Genomic DNA, 16,357 nt, shown 5'->3' on the forward strand with positions numbered 1-16,357 from the left:
CAGGAGCACCAGATGACGTTCACTCGCCGAGATCTTCTCGCTGCGTCTGCGGCAAGCGCTGCAGGGTTGATTGCCGGTGGAATGCCACGCGCCGCAGCCAATGTCGCATATGTTGCACCCGGCGGTTCGGGAAACGGCACGTCTTGGGAGGACGCCGCCAGCATCGACAATCTTCCTGGGCTGATAGAAAGCGTTGGAGCCGGAGGACTCGTTGCGATCCTGGCAGAAGGGCAGTACGAAGTTGCAGACACGATTGACCTGTCGAACGCCTCGCAGGTCACCATATCCGGCTGTACACGGAACATGGCCGCCAGTTTTGCGAGGATCGTCGGATCGCGGCGCAACTGGAACGGCGGCAAAGCCAATGCGCGTGACTTTGGCGGCAACACACTCTTCAGGATCGGCTCCGGTGCTTCTGGCCTGACGCTTGCGAACCTCAACGTCAAAAACGTGGGGCGCGTGGCGGACATGTCCGGCAGTCGCGCTCGCGGCATGGTGTTTCAGAACATTGCGTTTACAAATATCCGCGACGGGATCTACACTGACGACAGCTCCGCCGTCAGTGGCTTGACCATCCGCGGCTTCAGCGGACGCGGATTCTCTAAGAAGGCGATTCGTTTTCACGGACGTTCTTCCAACTGGCTCGTCGAGAACTGCGAACTCGATAGCGGGCAGCAGTACGGTGACAATTTCGCCGTCGGCATCGAGTGCCACGACACCGCCAATGGTCTGCAAGTGGCTGGCGGCTTCACCGCAAACTGCTTGGATATACGTCCTCAGGACAAGTATTGGAATGGAGATGGCGTTGCCAGTGAACGTGGAAATTACAACATTGTTGTACAGAACCATCGTTCATATGGCCATTCCGATGGTGGCTATGATTTGAAGTCGGAAGCGACGCGGCTGATCAATTGCGTTTCCGAGAGCAACAAGCGCAACTATCGCATCTGGGGCGGATCTAGTCGTACCCCGGTCCAGTTGCAGGGTTGCCGTAGCCTCAAGCCAACCGATCGCGGCGGCAATGGCGCAGCCCATCACATGTGGCTCAGCGGCGCCGAAGGCGGCGACAATCGAGCTGCTCATGTCGTCTGGCAGAACGGGTTTCTCGCAGGCGGCAGCACAGATATAGCCATCTACGCGGAAGGCGATAATGTGGACGTGCATCTGGTAAACACCGATACTTCGGGCCTTCCGCGTTCCATGAACCTCTTCGCTAGTTCGGCAGATTCCTCTCGGCTCCGCCAGGGCTGAGCCAAGGACAGTTTTGACGAGGGGTGGTGGGAATAGCACCCAAGTTGGGGCGCGTAGCGAATGTCCAGTTTTTTAGATCGAGCCACTCACTCGCGTAGCCCCATCGAAGGCTCTCGACATGGAGCCCCACCCTTAGCGGCGCGATGCTCGTCTGGCGAAGTCACTAATAGGCTCAGGCACCACCATGCGCGCGCCAGACCGGGTGGACGAGCGCGTCGACACGTGGACACGCGTTCCACGGGGGTGGCGCAAAGGGCGCAAGATGCCAGCCATCCAGCAAGATCAGTTGTAGGCGACCCAGCCAAGGAGGTCGCCTGACGAAATCCGGTGTATCGAATATCCGGCCTCGGCTACCGATAAGACCCGGGCACTGAGATTATCGAGAACGAAATCACCGCGATCAGTTACGACGACGAGAATGGCGTGCGCCTCTCCTGCGCGCGTGGTGGTATAGGCAATGCGCAGCGCGCCGGCTGGGATGCCGGCTCGAACCAGCGTCGCGCGCTTGGCCAACACATAATCTTCGCAGTCTCCAGAACTGCCTGTTTCAGACCAGGTTTCAAATCGATCTGCTCGAGGCTTGATGGAGTTGTTGAATTGGCGGTTCACCTGCAAAAGCAGCTGACCCACCTCGTTGGAGTAGCGGAGGCTCGTATTATGGGATGGCTTGCAGGATGCCGGATTCTGCAAACAGAAAAGCTGTAGACCCAAAGGTGGCCTGACTTCCTTTGCACCAACTGCAAGAGACAAGGAGCAGACGGCGCCAACCAGAACGGCAAAAAAGACGCTCGCTCGCATTGACCTTGCCACAACGATAACTCCCATCATACTTGCAGTATGGGTGAGGTTGCCGATGGATGAGTTAATACGCTCCTAATAGTCGTAAATTTGTGCGTCGCCGCCTCGCGTTCGGCCGTCTTCCGCAGGATACGTTGCGACGACGAAGACCTAGACTGGGCGCTCTGTTTCGTCAGACCGCATAAGGCGCTAGGCGCCAGATTTGCGCCGTTTGGCGGGGCGTTTAAACCAGTGCTGCTTATACCTGTAGATGCAGGCTACGGCCGCTTTTCGTGCCCAAAGCGGCAAGTGGCGCAGCACACGGTAGGCTCGCTCAGTCGAAAAGGACGGTATGTTCAGCTGAGCCATTACGTTCAGCAAGTCCGATTGCTTACCGGCATCCGGGCTGGCAAGGGCTGCTAGAAGCCCATGATCCAACGAGCGTGACATATGGCGGGCGAGATAGCCGGCAAAGGCAGTGCCTGCCGAATGCAGGTTCTGCTTCTCGGCTTCGCTCGTCGCGACCGCGAGCTTGTTTGCGATCAACCGCTCAACGATGCCCTTCATCACCAGGTCGGATTCCAGAGCCTTGCCGTAGTCAGGAATACTGCCCGAGGTAATGGAGCCTTCGTGTATGCGGATGTTGCACAAGACGTTCGGACTGCTTACCACCGGCCCTTCGGCTCCCAATTGTGCCCAGGCGAGCCGATCAACGTGCCACGCACGATAGAGGTTGACAAAACCTCCCAAGGCTTGGAGCTGCGCAGGGCGGAACATCATGCCTGTCAGGTTCATGGCAATATTGCGGTCTCCAGGCAGGAATAAGCGTTCCAAAAAGCTGCTGCTGTCGAGTACTTCAGGCCATGAGAGATCCAGCGTCAGTTCTCGTCCAGCTTCATCGATCAAGCGGTTACGCGACCGGAGGAGAGACGCGTACGGGTGCGCCTGCGCAAGCTGTAGCAACTCCTCAAGCAAGCCAGGCTCGAACGCATCGTCGTCGCATAGAATGACCAGCCATTGCCCCCGAGCTCGCGTCAGTAAGTCGTTGAGCTTGGACACCAAACCCAGGGGCGGTGTATTCTGCACATAGCGTAATCGAGGACTGCCGTAAGACTCGACAATTCCTTTTATCGATTCGTCTTGAGTGTCGTCGTGTACGATTATTTCATAATCGGAAAAAGTTTGGGAAAAACAGCTTTCCAACGCCGTCCCAATGTAAGTGGTGCGCACATACGTTGGAATCCCAATGGATATTCGCGGTTGCTGTGCGAGATAAACCATATTCGAGACCTGTTCTATATTCAGCTTTACTGGAAGTAACTCATACTCGACACCTAACCGGTCGTCCAGCTCCCCTCGGTGCCTTACGGTCGCGCAGTTCGTCATGGATTGGCACTAGCTGCGATGACGACGGCAACTCGTCTCACGGTTTGATCATTCCACCGGTCTCCCCACAGCCCAGCTGGATTGCCACATCGGATTCAGTCGAAAATCGCTTCGCACTACTCGGTCCGATGCTCCGGTATATCCTCAGCGGCTAAAGTTCAAACGAGCGAAGATCTTCCGGATAGCAGCTGAAAGCGGCTGCTCACCAAAGCTCAAGGTGCGTAGCGTAAAGCGCCTGAAGAGCAACAGCATTGCGGCCAAATAGATCACGACACCCAACCCAACAGAGCTTAACAATTGCAACAGCGGCGGCATGGGGACGAAGTTCTGCATGCCGGAGACGCCTACCAGAAATAGTGTGCTGCCCACGAGCGGCGGAAACACAGCCCTGAATACGTCGCCCATGCGAAGGCCAACTCCTGGGACCGTAACCATAATGTTGAACACCATTCCGAGATAGCTTCGCCCGGTCAAGGCTGCCGTTGTTCCGACAAGGCCCAGTGTCGGAATACCGATGAGGAGCACGGCAACGGTCGTAGTGGCGTTTGCCGCATTGAGCCTCAGGATGGCTGAGGTTTTGTGCTGGGCCGATAGAGCAGACTGAAGCAACGCGCTGAGCACAAGCGGCGGACAGGTTAAGCATAGTGTGGCCATAATTACCGCGGAGGCGCTCCACTGAGGGCCAAACACAAGCTGCACAAACTCGGTGCTGACCGCAGCTGCGCCATAAAACACCGGGAACGTGAATAAGGAGGCGCTTGCCAACGAGTGTAGCAAGCTGTTCTCAAGTTTTCCCGTTTGCGCATTGGCAGCCGCATAGGTCGATAACGAGGCCGAACGAACCGGGTGGACCGCGAACTGGACGAGCGCCTCGAAACCGCGCGCTCCGACCCTGAAGATACCCACAGCAGCGGGTCCCAAGAAGAAGCCGAACAGGAGATCGGGCAGCCTGTCGGAAAGCAGCTTCAGCATCGATCCGCCCACCAGGCCAGCCCCGTGCCCCAGGGCCGGAACAAAGCCACGCCACGAGCCAACGCCAGACGGCAGCCAGCGAGCTGCAACCAAGGTCAGAATTGTGGTGAAAAGTGAGCTTGCCACACGCTGCACGACAAGGGCCCAGACTCCCCACCCCAGCAACGCGAGGGCGATTGCTAACACGCCTGCAATCAGGTTTGCGCCGACACCACGGCGGGCAAGACTTTTGTAATCAAAGCTTCGCCGCAGTTTCGACTCCGGCACAACCCTGATGCTGTCGATCACGAAACAGATTACCAGCACGGCGAGTATCGGCGTTATGCCGGGCGCGAAACTCGCCTCCACTGCCGGCCCAACAAGCACGACGACCAGGACCGCAGAGATCAGCGCGGCCGCCAGATTGAGCCAGAAGCACATCATGGCATACCCCTCGTCCCAGACCTTTTGCCTGACGATCAGGTCCGGAACGCCTGCGTAGACGAACACCTTGCCCATTTCGATGAAGACCATGGCAACAGCCAGTACCCCGATGTCTCCCGGCTCGACCAGGCGGGCCACCAAGGCAAAAACGACAAAGCTGACGAGATTGTTGCCAATGTTGCCAAGGACTGACCAGACCACGCTTCTTCGAAACTGGGATGCCAAGTTCATTCAGTGTGACTTCAGGTTGTCAGTCCACAGGACCAATCAGGTACACTGATCTGCGAAGCGAAGGTAAGCCAGATGCTCTGCGGCAATCTCTGGCAAGCAATATCGTGAAGCCGGCCCTGCGGAAAGAGCCGATGGGTGGTTTTGCCTTTGCAAGGGTGTGCTGCAGCGTCGCTAGGTGACCAGGGTGAAAATGCAACTATCGACCCGGACGTACGCCGGCACCAGAAGCTGTTGCTCGATTATGTTATCGGAAGAACAGGGGAATCCGGCGCTGTCGGAAACGAGCAGCGTGGAGCGTCCAATGCAGTCACGGCGCCTTTTCGGTAACTCTCTCGCGTGAACCCATGCTCGCCGCACGCGCTCGATCAAGCGATTGAGGTCGCTCATAGAGCCTTGTCGCCAGTTCGGACACGAAGCAGAACTTGACAGTGACATTCTAATACCCGTTAACTTTCTGTCTATGAAGGGGATAGGAGACATTGCATGAACCGCGTCATGATAGGCATTGCAGTGACGCTGTCCGTTCTTGGGGGCATCGCGTTCGGAGAAGCAGTACTTGCCCAGGAATCACAGTCCAACTGCTCAATATCGGGGACTGCCGTGCTACAAGGCATTCCCGACACGAAAGACGGATTAGCGCCAAGTGTTGGACGGGAGATAGCTGGATATGGCCGCCAGGCGAAAGCTTCAGACTGCAGTATCTCGCTTGTGTGCGTGGCTAGGGACGGCGGTGACACGAGCCGCGAGTTTGCGCGCCAACAATGCGTCGTTGTTCGTGACCATCTCGTGAGTGCTGGCTTTGCCAAAGCAAATATCTCGACCTCCCGCAAAAATCCGGGTGGCAGTTTCGCAGCCGGCGCTGTGTATCTGTCCGTGCAGTAGACACAGTCGAGCAGCATGAGCGACGGAAGGCGACGGTGATCGCCTCCCCCTCGATTGGGCACTAATCGATCTGGTGCCTAGGCGGGTCCCGCAGTGCCACCACGCCCGCTTCTTCCACCAAGGGCCTTACGTTCCAATAGACTTGGACGTCCGGCGCTCAATCTTCCTGCCGCACATCGCACCGGCCGGCGCGACGACGTCAAGCCGGCTCGACCGGCGAAAATTCGCGCGTGGTCGGCAGGCCGATAGCGAGATAGTCTCGGACCGCCGACTTGTCGATCAACCGACGGCCATCGATCAGAACGGGCGGGGTGTCCATATCCGCGAGCATGGCCGGCAATGCACGAAGCTCAGCCCAGGCCGTCATGATCAGTATTGCGTCGGCATCGGCCACCGCAGCGGCAAGGTTCTCTTCGAACTCAACCACCTCGGGCAGGATAGCCTGGGCAGCGCTCCTGGCGATCGGATCGTAGCCGACAACCTGGACACCCTTATCGATGAGTGTACGCGTGACCGCGATTGCCGGAGACTCGCGAACATCGTCCGTGCCCGGCTTGAACGCCATGCCCAATACGGCGACTTTCAATCCGCGAAGCTCGCGAAAGCGGCCTTCGAGCATATTGATCATCTGCGAGGGCTGATCTGCATTGACGCTCGCCACTGCCTCCAGCAGACGCATAGGCTGGCCCAATCGTTGTCCGTGAGCAATGATGGATTTGACGTCTTTGGGGAAGCAACTTCCGCCGAACCCACATCCTGGCGCGAGATAGCTGAGCATCCCTGGCCGCACTCGTTGACCATCGGGCAGGATAGGCGAGAACCGCTTGTCCAGATGCACCCCCTTCATGACTTCCATCGCATCGACACCGAGTGCTGCCGACGTGTTCCCGATCTCGTTCGAAAAGGAGATCAGCGTGGCAAGCAGGGCATTCGAGGTGTACTTGACCATCTCGGCGGTGCTGGGTGTCGTGCGCACGATGTCGACACCCGGGAACGGACTGTAGAGCTCCGCCTGCCGATCGATCGATGCGTCATCTATGCCACCGATCACCACCCGGTCTGGGTTCATGAAGTCGGCAATGGCCTCGCCCTCTTTGAGGAACTCCGGGTTCATGCCGACACCAAAGTCGATACCGGCTTTTTTACCCGATGCACGCTCGAGGATGGGAAGGACGACGGTCTCGGTCGTGCCCGGAACCACGGTGCTTTTGACGACGACGACGTGATATTCGTCTTTGGTAGCCAGTGCTTCGCCGATCTGCCAGGCCGCCTTCTCGATATAGGTGAGATCGATCTCGCTGCCGTTGAAGGGAGTGCCGACCGCAATCATGGTCAAATCCGCACCATTGACTGCCGCGGCCAGATCCGCGGTAGCCGACAGGCGTTCGGGTACAACACTGGCCAGCACATCCTCCAACCCCGCCTCATGGATTGGCGGGCGCCGGGAATTGATCATATCGATCTTCCTGTGATCGATATCGACGCATTGGACGATATGGCCCTTGTGGGCGAGACAGGCGCCTGACACGAGGCCGACATAGCCGGTTCCGATAATCGCCACTCGCATTATGCGTCCTCCGCAACCCGGTTTTCGCTGTACCACAGAAGCGATCGCCGCAGTCCCTCATCGAGGTCGATCGAGGGTTCAAAATCCAGTTCCGACCGCGCCTTGTCGATCACGGGACAACGTCGGTTGGGATTGTCGGTGAGGTATTCACGATCCGAACTCTCGGAAAAGATCACTTGGCCGCTATAGCCGAACTCCTCGGCCGCAATGGCGGCGACTTTCCTGGCGAGATCGAGCATGGTGACCTCGGGCGTCGGATTACCGATATTGTAGGCTTCGCCCGGCCGACCCCGCATGAGTATCCTATAGTACCCGACCACGGCGTCCGCGACATAACAGAAGGTCCGCGTTGGCGACCCGGAGGACAGCAAATGGACGTCGCGGCCGTCGAAAATATCGCGCGCGAAGTCGGGAAGAACGCGCCGGTCGGTAATCTTCAACCCCGGTCCGTAGTTGTTGAACGGGCGGGCAACCGTAATCGGCAGACCATACTGCCGGGCAAAATTGACGCACAGCGTTTCGCCATAGCGTTTGCTCTCGTCGTAGCAAGCCCGCGGTCCTGTGCAGGAGACATTGCCCCGATAGGTTTCCGGGGTGGGAATGTTTTCCGGCGTCGGGTCGCCATAGATCTCGCTGGTCGAAAAGAATAGAAATCCCGATACCGGGTGCCCCTGCGCGCTCGCATCCCGCGTGTAGTCCAGGAGACGGCGAAGGCCCTCGACATTAGCATCCATGGTCTCAATGGGGTACTGCCGATAGTAGATCGGGGACGCAATGGAGGCGGCATGAACGATATAATCGAAGATGGCCTCGGACTGAGGCAGCGGATCGATGATATTGTGGGTCACCAAGTGTAAATTGCGGTCCCCTTCCCGGTGCTTCAGCCAGTCCGGAACTCCACGAATCCAATTGTCGTAGATCGTCAAATCGATGGGCGGACCAAAATCTTGCATGTTCCAGTGCAAGACGGCCTGCACCATGTAATGGCCGAGGAATCCGGCGCCGCCCACGATCAGCAACCGCTTGCCGGACATGGCGGTAAAATCCGTGCGCAACCGATCCACGATGTAATCGAGATCGGCGCCGACCACGTCAGCCGCACTCGCGGTCGCTAGGGTGGTGCTATGCATTGAAGAAGGCATCCTGTTGTTGACGTAGTTGCACCGAAAGGTTGTCCGGCAGGTCGACGTCTTCGATCCGTATCGGGCAATCTTCCGACACTTCTCGTTTGAGCACCGATCCCTCGGCCAGCCCCATGAGCAGCAGACCCTCACTACGCGCGACTTCCGCATTCTCGCACGTGCCATAGGTCATGAAGCCTCCTAGCCCGTCCAGCGTTTCCCCCGCTTTCAGGTCCCGCTTGGCGATGGCAACGACATCGACGACGGGCCCCGCGAGCGGCGCGATCACCACATCCCGCTGCAAGGCCACTCGTGCGATCGACAGTGGAGCCTCGAGCGCCATCAGGTGCTGGGGGGTGTAAAAGCAGTAGAGCGGGCCTTTGCCGAGCTTGCCGTAGTCGAGCCACACCTTCTGCGAGTCGTTCTTAGCCGCCGCCAGGACATAGCACCCCGGTCCGGGCGTGGCGCCCACCACGTAGTCCACGATCCCCCCCTTCTCGCGCAGCATGTCGATGTCATATTTTGAAACGACCGTGTCGATGTGCTCCCGGTGCTCGAAGCCAAACATGCCGCGCTTGGCCACGCGCATACCCGTGGCATTGGCCACGATGGCCTGCTCGAAAGAGATCTTGGTGCCATCCGCGAAACTTGTGACCATTTCGGCGGACATGCCCCACTTCGCTGCAAACCCTGCCTGCGTTGCGGGTGTGCGCTTGTGGTCCTCCATCCCCTTGATATTGCCGCACAGCAGCGGCTCGAGTCCCAGAACCTTCACATAACGATAGAGATTCATCTGGACGGCAGGCTGATCTCCATCCACGCCCGAGATGAGGACGCCAGACGCATCGGCCTTTCGCTTGAGAATCGGCCCAATGGTCGCGTCGAGTTCGGCGTTCATCAGCAGCACGTCCTTGCGTGCCGCGATGGCGTTGAGAACCACATCGGTTCCGTAGCCGACCTGCCCGGTGCCCTCCATGATGATGTCGATGCCGTCGGCGGTGGCTGCCAGTTCAGCGTTACTGGTGACGCAATACTTACCGTCGTCCATTGCCGCCTTCGCGTCGCTGGCGGAGTTAACTTCGGCGATCTGATCGCGAAGGATGCCGGCATCCACATATGCGCTGACCGCCTTTTCAACCGTGCGGTTGCAGATCATTGCGAGACGGATGCCTGGCATACCGTGAACCAGCTGATGAGCAATCCCCTGCCCCATAAAGCCGGCACCGAATATGGAGAGTTGCACCGGCGACCCGGCCTTCTCCCGCTTTTCCATCTCAACATCGAAACTAAACATGAGGCACCTCTTGAGAAATCGGCCCGTCGTCTATCTGTGCTTCTGATTTTTAGACAACAGCCGACGCCAGCTTGCGAGCTTCCTGAACCGCAGTCTCCCCGGAGCGGCTGATCAGCGCCGCTGAACCACGATCAAACGAGTGATTGAAATTGCGTGCGAATGGCGTTGAGGCGGATGTCATTCCCCAACTCCATCATACCCGAAATCGGCACCCTCTTCGACGAGTGGCCAGCCGGCATCCTTTTCCGACAACGATGTGACCGGGTCCGGCCACTGGATGGCGAGCCGCGGATCATCGTAGCGCAGTCCGCCCTCGGCACTAGGCGTGTACGCGGCCGAAACCAGGTACGACACCTCTGTATTGTCGGCCAACGTCAGGAAGGCATGCGCAAAGCCCTCAGGCACCAGAACCTGACGGTGGTTGTCGGCGGTGAGCTCGAACATTTCGTGCTGCAGGAAGGTCGGCGAATTGCGACGCAGATCCACGATGACATCTACTACCACCCCTGCCGTACATCTTATCAGTTTCGTCTCACCCGCGGGCGGCTTCTGGTAGTGCAATCCGCGCAGCGTTCCCTTGCTCGCGGAGTAAGACATGTTCTGCTGTATAAAGCTGACATCAACGCCATGCTGGTGCAGCTCGTCCAAGCACATTGTGCGGGCAAAAAATCCTCTCTGATCGGATCGGGCCTCCAGCTCGATTGAGAAGGCCCCCGGCAGGCGTGATGCGTGAAATTTCATGGAAGCCAAATCCTTGAGGGAGCGGTCACAACCCAGCCGCTTGTTGCCCGACCGCTAATCCTGCCATGTCTTCCACGGCGCGTTTCCCTCTGACCACACTTGGTCCAGGACCCGCTTGTCCCGCAAAGAGTCCATGCTCTGCCAATAGCCTTGGTGATGATAGCTCCCCAACTTTCCCATCGCGATCATCCGATCCATAGGCTCCTCTTCCCAGACCGTCTGAGGCCCATCGATTAGGGAAAGCACCTCCGGTTCGCACACGAAAAATCCGCCATTGATCAACCCGCCGTCGCCCTGCCCCTTCTCGCGGAACGCCTCAACCGTCGTGCCGGCATCCCCAATCCGCAACGCACCGTAGCGCCCCGGCTGCGAGACTGCGGTCAGCGTGCAAAGCGGGCGCTCCGCCTTGTGCTGCGCAATCAGGGCTGTCAGATCGACATTGCCGAGGCCATCGCCATAGGTCAGACAAAAGGTCTCATTCAGGTGCGCACGTGCTGCCAAAAGACGCCCGCCCGTCATTGCATCCGCGCCCGTATTGAGAACCGTCACGCGCCAGTTCTCGCGCGCCCCCCCCAGCCAATCGACATCGCCCGTCCCCAGATTGATAGTAAAATCTGAGTGCTCTGCCCGATAGCCGATAAAGAAGCTTCTAATGACTTCGACCTTATAACCACCTAAGATGACAAAATCATCAAAGCCGAACGACGAGTAATACTTCATTATATGCCACAATATCGGCATACTGCCCACATTAACCATGGGCTTCGGTCGGATCGACGTCTCCTCACTCAACCTCGTACCGTATCCGCCAGCAAAAATAACAACTTTCATTGTGAGCCCTGAATTTATTCCCCCGGGGCAGTCATACTGCGCTGCCTATGTCGAAAACAAGTATCGACTCATTTCCACAATAAAAGCAACGGCGCCTTTGCCGATGCTGAAGCCGGCCGCCTGTTTACCTTAACGGCCCGTCCGTACAAGCGCGCAAAGCCTCAGGCGGCTAAAAATTGGACTGGGCCGCAGCTCTGGAACAGAGCCATCCGCAGTTGCAACGACTGGCAAGAAGACCACGCGGCACCGCCCGCCGCTACCTGCTTGCGCTTGCCAATAACGGCGCCGGCTTGGCGCGAGCGGATGTCGAGGCATTCCGACGGGCGCAATGGTTCAAGTATTGCTGCGTCGAGACGCCGACCTCAAGCTCGGACCGTTCATATGCTTAAAGCCTGGGGCGGCGACCAATTGCCCGGCGGACGTCATCGCCCAGGCCGGCCTATCGATGCAGACGCGCCTCGCTGATACCCGCTCCAGGCAGGTCCCTGCCCCTGAAACGCGCGCTCCCAAATATATCCCGTAAATTCGGGAACCACCGGCCATTGGAGGTGGAGCGGGTCGGCAAAGTCCTCGTTCGGGAACGTCATTCCAGTTGCGTCAACCAGTACGGCGCCGGTACCGGAAAGCGAACTCCTGACATTGGTGAGGAACTCGGCCCGCTGCTCGCCCGTGCTGTCGGCACTTTCAACCCAGGCCGGCATGAACGGAAACAAGACGAGAACCAGCTTGACCCCGCGGCTGGTCAAATCGGTCGCCATGCGCCGGAGGTGGTCAAAGCAGGCCGCTTCCATCCGCGCCGGACCAACAAGAAGGGGCTCATCCCTGAACATCGGCCCGGAACCGAACTCCTCGAAGACCAACTGGTCAGACAGATCCGGCAGGCGGATGACATCACCGATGAACGTGAAGGCGCGGAGGTTGCGGAAGTAAACCCACCACTCGCTGACCTGGCCCGACAGATAGCTCTCCAGGAGCTCAGGATCAAAGAACTCCGTGGCATTGGTGCTGCAGGCCTCAAAATCCCGCGGCGCGACGACTGAGATCACCGTGTGTGTTCCGGGGCTCAAGTCGAGCAGGAAGTTTGTCAGCTCATGCGTCTGATTGATCCGCAAAAAGCACGGTGCAAGGTTGGCGACCCCGCCGACGGCCTCACGTTCTTTCAAGGGGATTTCGCCGAAGCTCAGATTGCGCCAGGTCACAGACGAACCGACCGCGATGACGCCGCTCTCCAGCAATTCGGGGTTGGCACGCATCCATGCCAGTTTCTCATCGATACACCAGGTCCCGTTCACGGGCGGCGCAGGCAGCCTATCGACCGCGCCAAGTGCTGCGATTGCGGCTGCTGCAAAAAGAACCGTGCCGATCGCCCCAATGGCAAAAGTGACAATGAATGCCACGCCCCCGCTTCGCCGCGATAGTGCGCGTCGGCGAGGCGGGTTCTTGCTTGCCTTCACCTCAGATGGATTGAGCAACTCGTCCAAGGATCGCCTCCTAGAAATTGAAGTACAGGAACACCTGGATGGCACTCATCTGGCTGAGCGCGACAACAAAGACGACGCCCAGAGCAAGGGGGACGGCAGGGTGCGCTGCGAGACCGCGCAGGCGCCGTCGAGCCAGTCGATCGGGAAGGTATCGAAAGATCTGCTGAGTGTTTGGCGCAAACAAGACAGCACCGGTCAGAACCGCCATCCACGCCATTACCTCGACAGAAGGAAGATGCGGCGACGGGCGGAAGCCGACACCCAGCCACCTCAGCGAGGATCCGAGGGAAGAAAGCCTGGCAGGCAGATCCACCCCATTGGCGCCGAACATCGAGCCCAAAATCGAATGGGCGACATTGAGATCGGCGGCGCGGAAGTAGACCCAGCCGACGACAACAGCCAGCAGCGTCAGACAGCGGTAGAACCAGGTCAAGGCCCATCCTGTCGAAGCGGTGCCGTCGGAACCCGTCAGATGGCGCCATGCGTGACAGATAATGAGATAAATTCCGTGCAACGCCCCCCACACCACAAACGTCCAGGCTGCACCATGCCACAGGCCGCCGAGCAGCATAGTGATGAAGAGATTGACGTAGCGCCTGACCGGACCTTTGCGGTTCCCTCCAAGCCCGATGTAGAGGTAGTTGCGCAGGAAAGCGGAAAGCGTCATGTGCCAACGGCGCCAGAAGTCGACAATGCTTGTGGCTTTGTAGGGCGAGTTGAAGTTGATCGGCAGCCGGATGCCGAACATCATGCCCAACCCGATGGCCATGTCTGAATATCCGGAAAAGTCGAAGTAAAGCTGCAGCGTATAGGCGATCGCCCCACCCCATGCCTCGAACATCGTCAGTACGTCGCCAGCGGCGGCGGCACCGAAGATCGTGTCGGCTGTCGGTGCGACAGTGTCAGCGATCAGGACTTTCTTTGCCAGCCCAACGACGAATATTGCGAGCCCGAATGCCATCTTCTCGACATCGGGCCGAAACGTGCCCGCAGATTCGATCTGGTCATGGACGCTGCGAAAGTTGACGAGGGGACCAGCAATCAACTGCGGGAAAAACCCGACGAAGAAGCAGTAGTCGACGAACCCGGTCTTGACGAAGAGGCCCTTTCGCGCATCGACGAGAAAGGCGATCTGCTGGAAAGTATAAAAAGAAATCGCAAGTGGAAGGGCGACCTTTGGTATCGACAGAGCCATGCCGGTCGCCTCGGCGAGGTTGGACATTATAAACGCCGAGTATTTGAAGTACCCAATGAGCGCGAGATTGCCGGCCACGCCGATACCGAGCAGGACCTTGCCAAGCGGTTGCTCCCGGTAAAAAACGATCGCCCGGCCGATCGCGTAGTTCGACAGGATGCTGCCGATGAGGATCAGCAGATCGGCGACCCGCCAGGATCCGAGGAACCAGAACGACGCCAGAATGAGCCAGATCAGAACGCCGAGGCGCTTGCCAAGACCACCAAGTACGAGAAAGCCGGCGAGAACAACCGGCAAGAATGAAAGTATGAACTCATATGAGTTAAAAAGCATTGGGAGCGATGACCGGAGGCTTCAAACACAGCACCTCAACTCGTGTTCCTATAGTAGCATCACCCGGGACGTCGGTCACTTGCGCGTCATCTGATGCAGACTCCCTTGGAGAGCCAAGTGGGGCGCTACGCCCCTCACCACCACAAATGCACACTGCCGGTCGAATGCTAACTCGTGCGGCGGCTACCGCCCCTGGGGAAACAATCGAGACTGGTTCAGCAAAGCTTGGGGTTAACCGGCGGATCGGCGGCCGGCAGAGCCACCCGGACTTGCACCGGGCTCCTGCGACTGTTGATGATCTAGCAGGGTCCCAGATCGCAAGCAACGAGCGGCCTGAGCAATTGGTAAAGAAGTGAAGCGGGCGCACGGGCGCGACAGGCACCGCGGACTAGTCAGTTCGGCCAGCCTGGCCAAGCTGCGCACCAGCCGCAAACGTGGCTTCTCCGGGCGCCTACCCCCGGCGACCTATGACCGTCCTGGTCCTGTACGACCGTTGTACCCAGCGGCGATACCCCGACGTTTGTGCCGACCGCAACGGAAGGTTACACCGGGTCCGGTAGCTTTCGCCTCTTTATCCGGCGAGAGCCGACGTGCACTTCTCCAGCGCCTCGATGAACCCGGCGAGCGTGTCGGCTCCATAGAACTCCGAAACCGGCAGTACGATCGTGTCGGCGAGATAGGCTTCCGCCCCGGGAAAAACGGGCTCGCGCAGCGGCGCCAGATCGAACGGATAGTTCGTGCCCGGGAACGCGGTGCGGTTCCTCAGCATCGGTACCTTGTAGAGCGGCTCTTCGAGGTAGCCAGGGCACGCCGGCAGTCCTTCGGCCTTCAGCGCTTCGACAAGGGCGTCGCGGCCGCCGCGGAAGGCACCGGCATCGACGGTCAGGGTGAAGAACCAGTAGACGCAGGTATCTTGCGGGCGTACGGCCATGGGCGTGAGGCCGGGGATGCGCTCGAGGGCGGCGCGCAGACCATCGCCGAAAGCCTGGCGGCGCTCGACGATCGAGGGCAGACGCTTCAATTGGGCAATGCCGACCGCGCCCTGCAGCTCGGTCATCCGCAGGTTAGGCGCGAGTAGATCTATGCGCCGCATGGCGCTGCCGAGGTCGCGCCGGTAGTTCTTGTCGGCAAAGGCCGCCGCCTTGGCAGCGTCGGTTTCGTCTGCAACCAGCAGCAATCCACCATCGCCGGTCGAGATGTGCTTGTAGTCGTTGGTCGAAAAGCAACCGAAGCGGCCGATCGTCCCCACCAGCGAATTGCCGTGGCGGGCAAGGAAGGCCTGTGCGCAATCCTCAATGAGAGCGAGCCCGTGGCGCTCGCAGAGAGCCTTGAGGCCAGTGAGGTCGCATGGGTTGCCGGCGAGATGGACGGCAAGCACCGCGCGGGTGCGATCGGTCACAACCGCTTCCACCGTTTGCGGCGTCATCAGGCCGTTGGAGGGATCGAGATCGGCAAAGACCGGCACGAGCCCCTGATAGAGAAGGCCGATGACCGTGCCGAAATCGGTGACCGGGGAGGTGATCACCTCGTCACCGGGCGTGAGGTCGAGGCAGCCGACGGCAACGTGCAGTGCCGCAGTACCGCTCGAGGTCGCAACCGCCGCCGGAGCGCCGTGCATTTCGGCGAACTGGCGGGCAAAGGTTTTGACCTTCTGCCCGTAGAAATAAAACAGCGTGTTCTGGTCGAGGGCTTCCTTGAGCTCGGCGAGTTCCTCGGCACCGAAGCGCGAACCGGTCGGGAGCGGACCGGCAAAGACCGGGATTCCGCCATTGAGGGCGAGCTTGTGGGTGTCGGTCATCGGCTTGTCCCTCAGAGCGCGATGCGATTTGATTTCAAATCGCGCGCTCTAGCTCCTTGTTGTCGCAAGATTTT

Annotated in this window: 13 protein-coding genes and 1 other annotated feature; of the genes, 2 read left to right on the forward strand and 11 right to left on the reverse strand. The window is 59.0% G+C overall.

The features are described 5' to 3' along the window. The first annotated feature begins 12 nt into the window (after nucleotides 1-12). Nucleotides 13-1,251 (forward strand): hypothetical protein, encoded by a 1,239-nt coding sequence (locus tag QQK18_RS26055; RefSeq protein WP_284343339.1) that lies wholly within the window; start codon nucleotides 13-15, stop codon nucleotides 1,249-1,251. Nucleotides 1,252-1,533: 282 nt separating this feature from the next. On the opposite strand, the gene QQK18_RS26060 is transcribed toward QQK18_RS26055, so the two are convergent. The 3 genes from QQK18_RS26060 to QQK18_RS26070 all read right to left on the reverse strand — a co-directional run bounded on the left by QQK18_RS26060 (nucleotide 1,534) and on the right by QQK18_RS26070 (nucleotide 5,040). After that, nucleotides 1,534-2,049: a transglutaminase-like cysteine peptidase gene (locus QQK18_RS26060; protein ID WP_284343340.1), complete on the reverse strand. Its 516-nt coding sequence runs from the start codon at nucleotides 2,047-2,049 to the stop codon at nucleotides 1,534-1,536. Nucleotides 2,050-2,238: 189 nt separating this feature from the next. After that, the gene (locus QQK18_RS26065; RefSeq protein WP_284343341.1) at nucleotides 2,239-3,414 is read right to left on the reverse strand and encodes a glycosyltransferase family 2 protein; all 1,176 of its coding nucleotides are present in this window, start codon (nucleotides 3,412-3,414) and stop codon (nucleotides 2,239-2,241) included. 144 nt (nucleotides 3,415-3,558) lie between these two features. Next, on the reverse strand, nucleotides 3,559-5,040 hold the full coding sequence (locus QQK18_RS26070) for an oligosaccharide flippase family protein (protein ID WP_284343342.1): 1,482 nt from the start codon (nucleotides 5,038-5,040) through the stop codon (nucleotides 3,559-3,561). 483 nt (nucleotides 5,041-5,523) lie between these two features. Between QQK18_RS26070 and QQK18_RS26075 the strand changes: the two genes are divergently transcribed. Further along, entirely contained in the window at nucleotides 5,524-5,922 is a 399-nt protein-coding gene (locus QQK18_RS26075; protein ID WP_284343343.1) for a hypothetical protein, read from the forward strand. Between the two features lie 199 nt (nucleotides 5,923-6,121). Here the strand turns inward: QQK18_RS26075 and QQK18_RS26080 are convergent, their stop codons facing one another. The 8 genes from QQK18_RS26080 to QQK18_RS26120 all read right to left on the reverse strand — a co-directional run bounded on the left by QQK18_RS26080 (nucleotide 6,122) and on the right by QQK18_RS26120 (nucleotide 16,283). Continuing rightward, entirely contained in the window at nucleotides 6,122-7,489 is a 1,368-nt protein-coding gene (locus QQK18_RS26080; protein WP_284343344.1) for a UDP-glucose dehydrogenase family protein, read from the reverse strand. Next, nucleotides 7,489-8,619: an NAD-dependent epimerase/dehydratase family protein gene (locus tag QQK18_RS26085; protein ID WP_284343345.1), complete on the reverse strand. Its 1,131-nt coding sequence runs from the start codon at nucleotides 8,617-8,619 to the stop codon at nucleotides 7,489-7,491. The genes QQK18_RS26080 and QQK18_RS26085 overlap by 1 nt, the downstream gene beginning before the upstream one ends. Beyond that, nucleotides 8,612-9,904, reverse strand: a complete 1,293-nt coding sequence (locus QQK18_RS26090; RefSeq protein ID WP_284343346.1) for an NAD(P)H-dependent oxidoreductase — start codon at nucleotides 9,902-9,904, stop codon at nucleotides 8,612-8,614. The genes QQK18_RS26085 and QQK18_RS26090 overlap by 8 nt, the downstream gene beginning before the upstream one ends. Before the next feature lie 177 nt (nucleotides 9,905-10,081). Next, nucleotides 10,082-10,645 carry a dTDP-4-dehydrorhamnose 3,5-epimerase gene (rfbC, locus tag QQK18_RS26095; RefSeq protein WP_284343347.1) on the reverse strand — a complete coding sequence of 188 codons (564 nt, stop codon included), beginning with the start codon at nucleotides 10,643-10,645 and terminating at the stop codon, nucleotides 10,082-10,084. A 54-nt stretch (nucleotides 10,646-10,699) separates the two neighbouring features. After that, nucleotides 10,700-11,476 carry a glucose-1-phosphate cytidylyltransferase gene (gene rfbF / locus QQK18_RS26100; protein ID WP_284343348.1) on the reverse strand — a complete coding sequence of 259 codons (777 nt, stop codon included), beginning with the start codon at nucleotides 11,474-11,476 and terminating at the stop codon, nucleotides 10,700-10,702. A 422-nt stretch (nucleotides 11,477-11,898) separates the two neighbouring features. Next, a complete protein-coding gene (locus QQK18_RS26105) occupies nucleotides 11,899-12,957 on the reverse strand; it encodes a hypothetical protein (RefSeq protein WP_284343349.1) in 1,059 nt (352 codons plus the stop codon). 10 nt (nucleotides 12,958-12,967) lie between these two features. After that, entirely contained in the window at nucleotides 12,968-14,485 is a 1,518-nt protein-coding gene (locus QQK18_RS26110; protein ID WP_348523256.1) for an MBOAT family O-acyltransferase, read from the reverse strand. A 229-nt stretch (nucleotides 14,486-14,714) separates the two neighbouring features. Continuing rightward, nucleotides 14,715-14,770, reverse strand: a sequence feature (sul1 is cis-regulatory element that is thought to sense ions involved in sulfur or methionine metabolism; They are found in Alphaproteobacteria). Nucleotides 14,771-15,056: 286 nt separating this feature from the next. Next, entirely contained in the window at nucleotides 15,057-16,283 is a 1,227-nt protein-coding gene (locus QQK18_RS26120) for a DegT/DnrJ/EryC1/StrS family aminotransferase (RefSeq protein WP_284343350.1), read from the reverse strand. Between the last annotated feature and the right edge of the window lie 74 nt (nucleotides 16,284-16,357).

The organism is Devosia nitrariae (genome assembly GCF_030160115.1).
GTDB classification, from domain to species: domain Bacteria; phylum Pseudomonadota; class Alphaproteobacteria; order Rhizobiales; family Devosiaceae; genus Devosia; species Devosia nitrariae.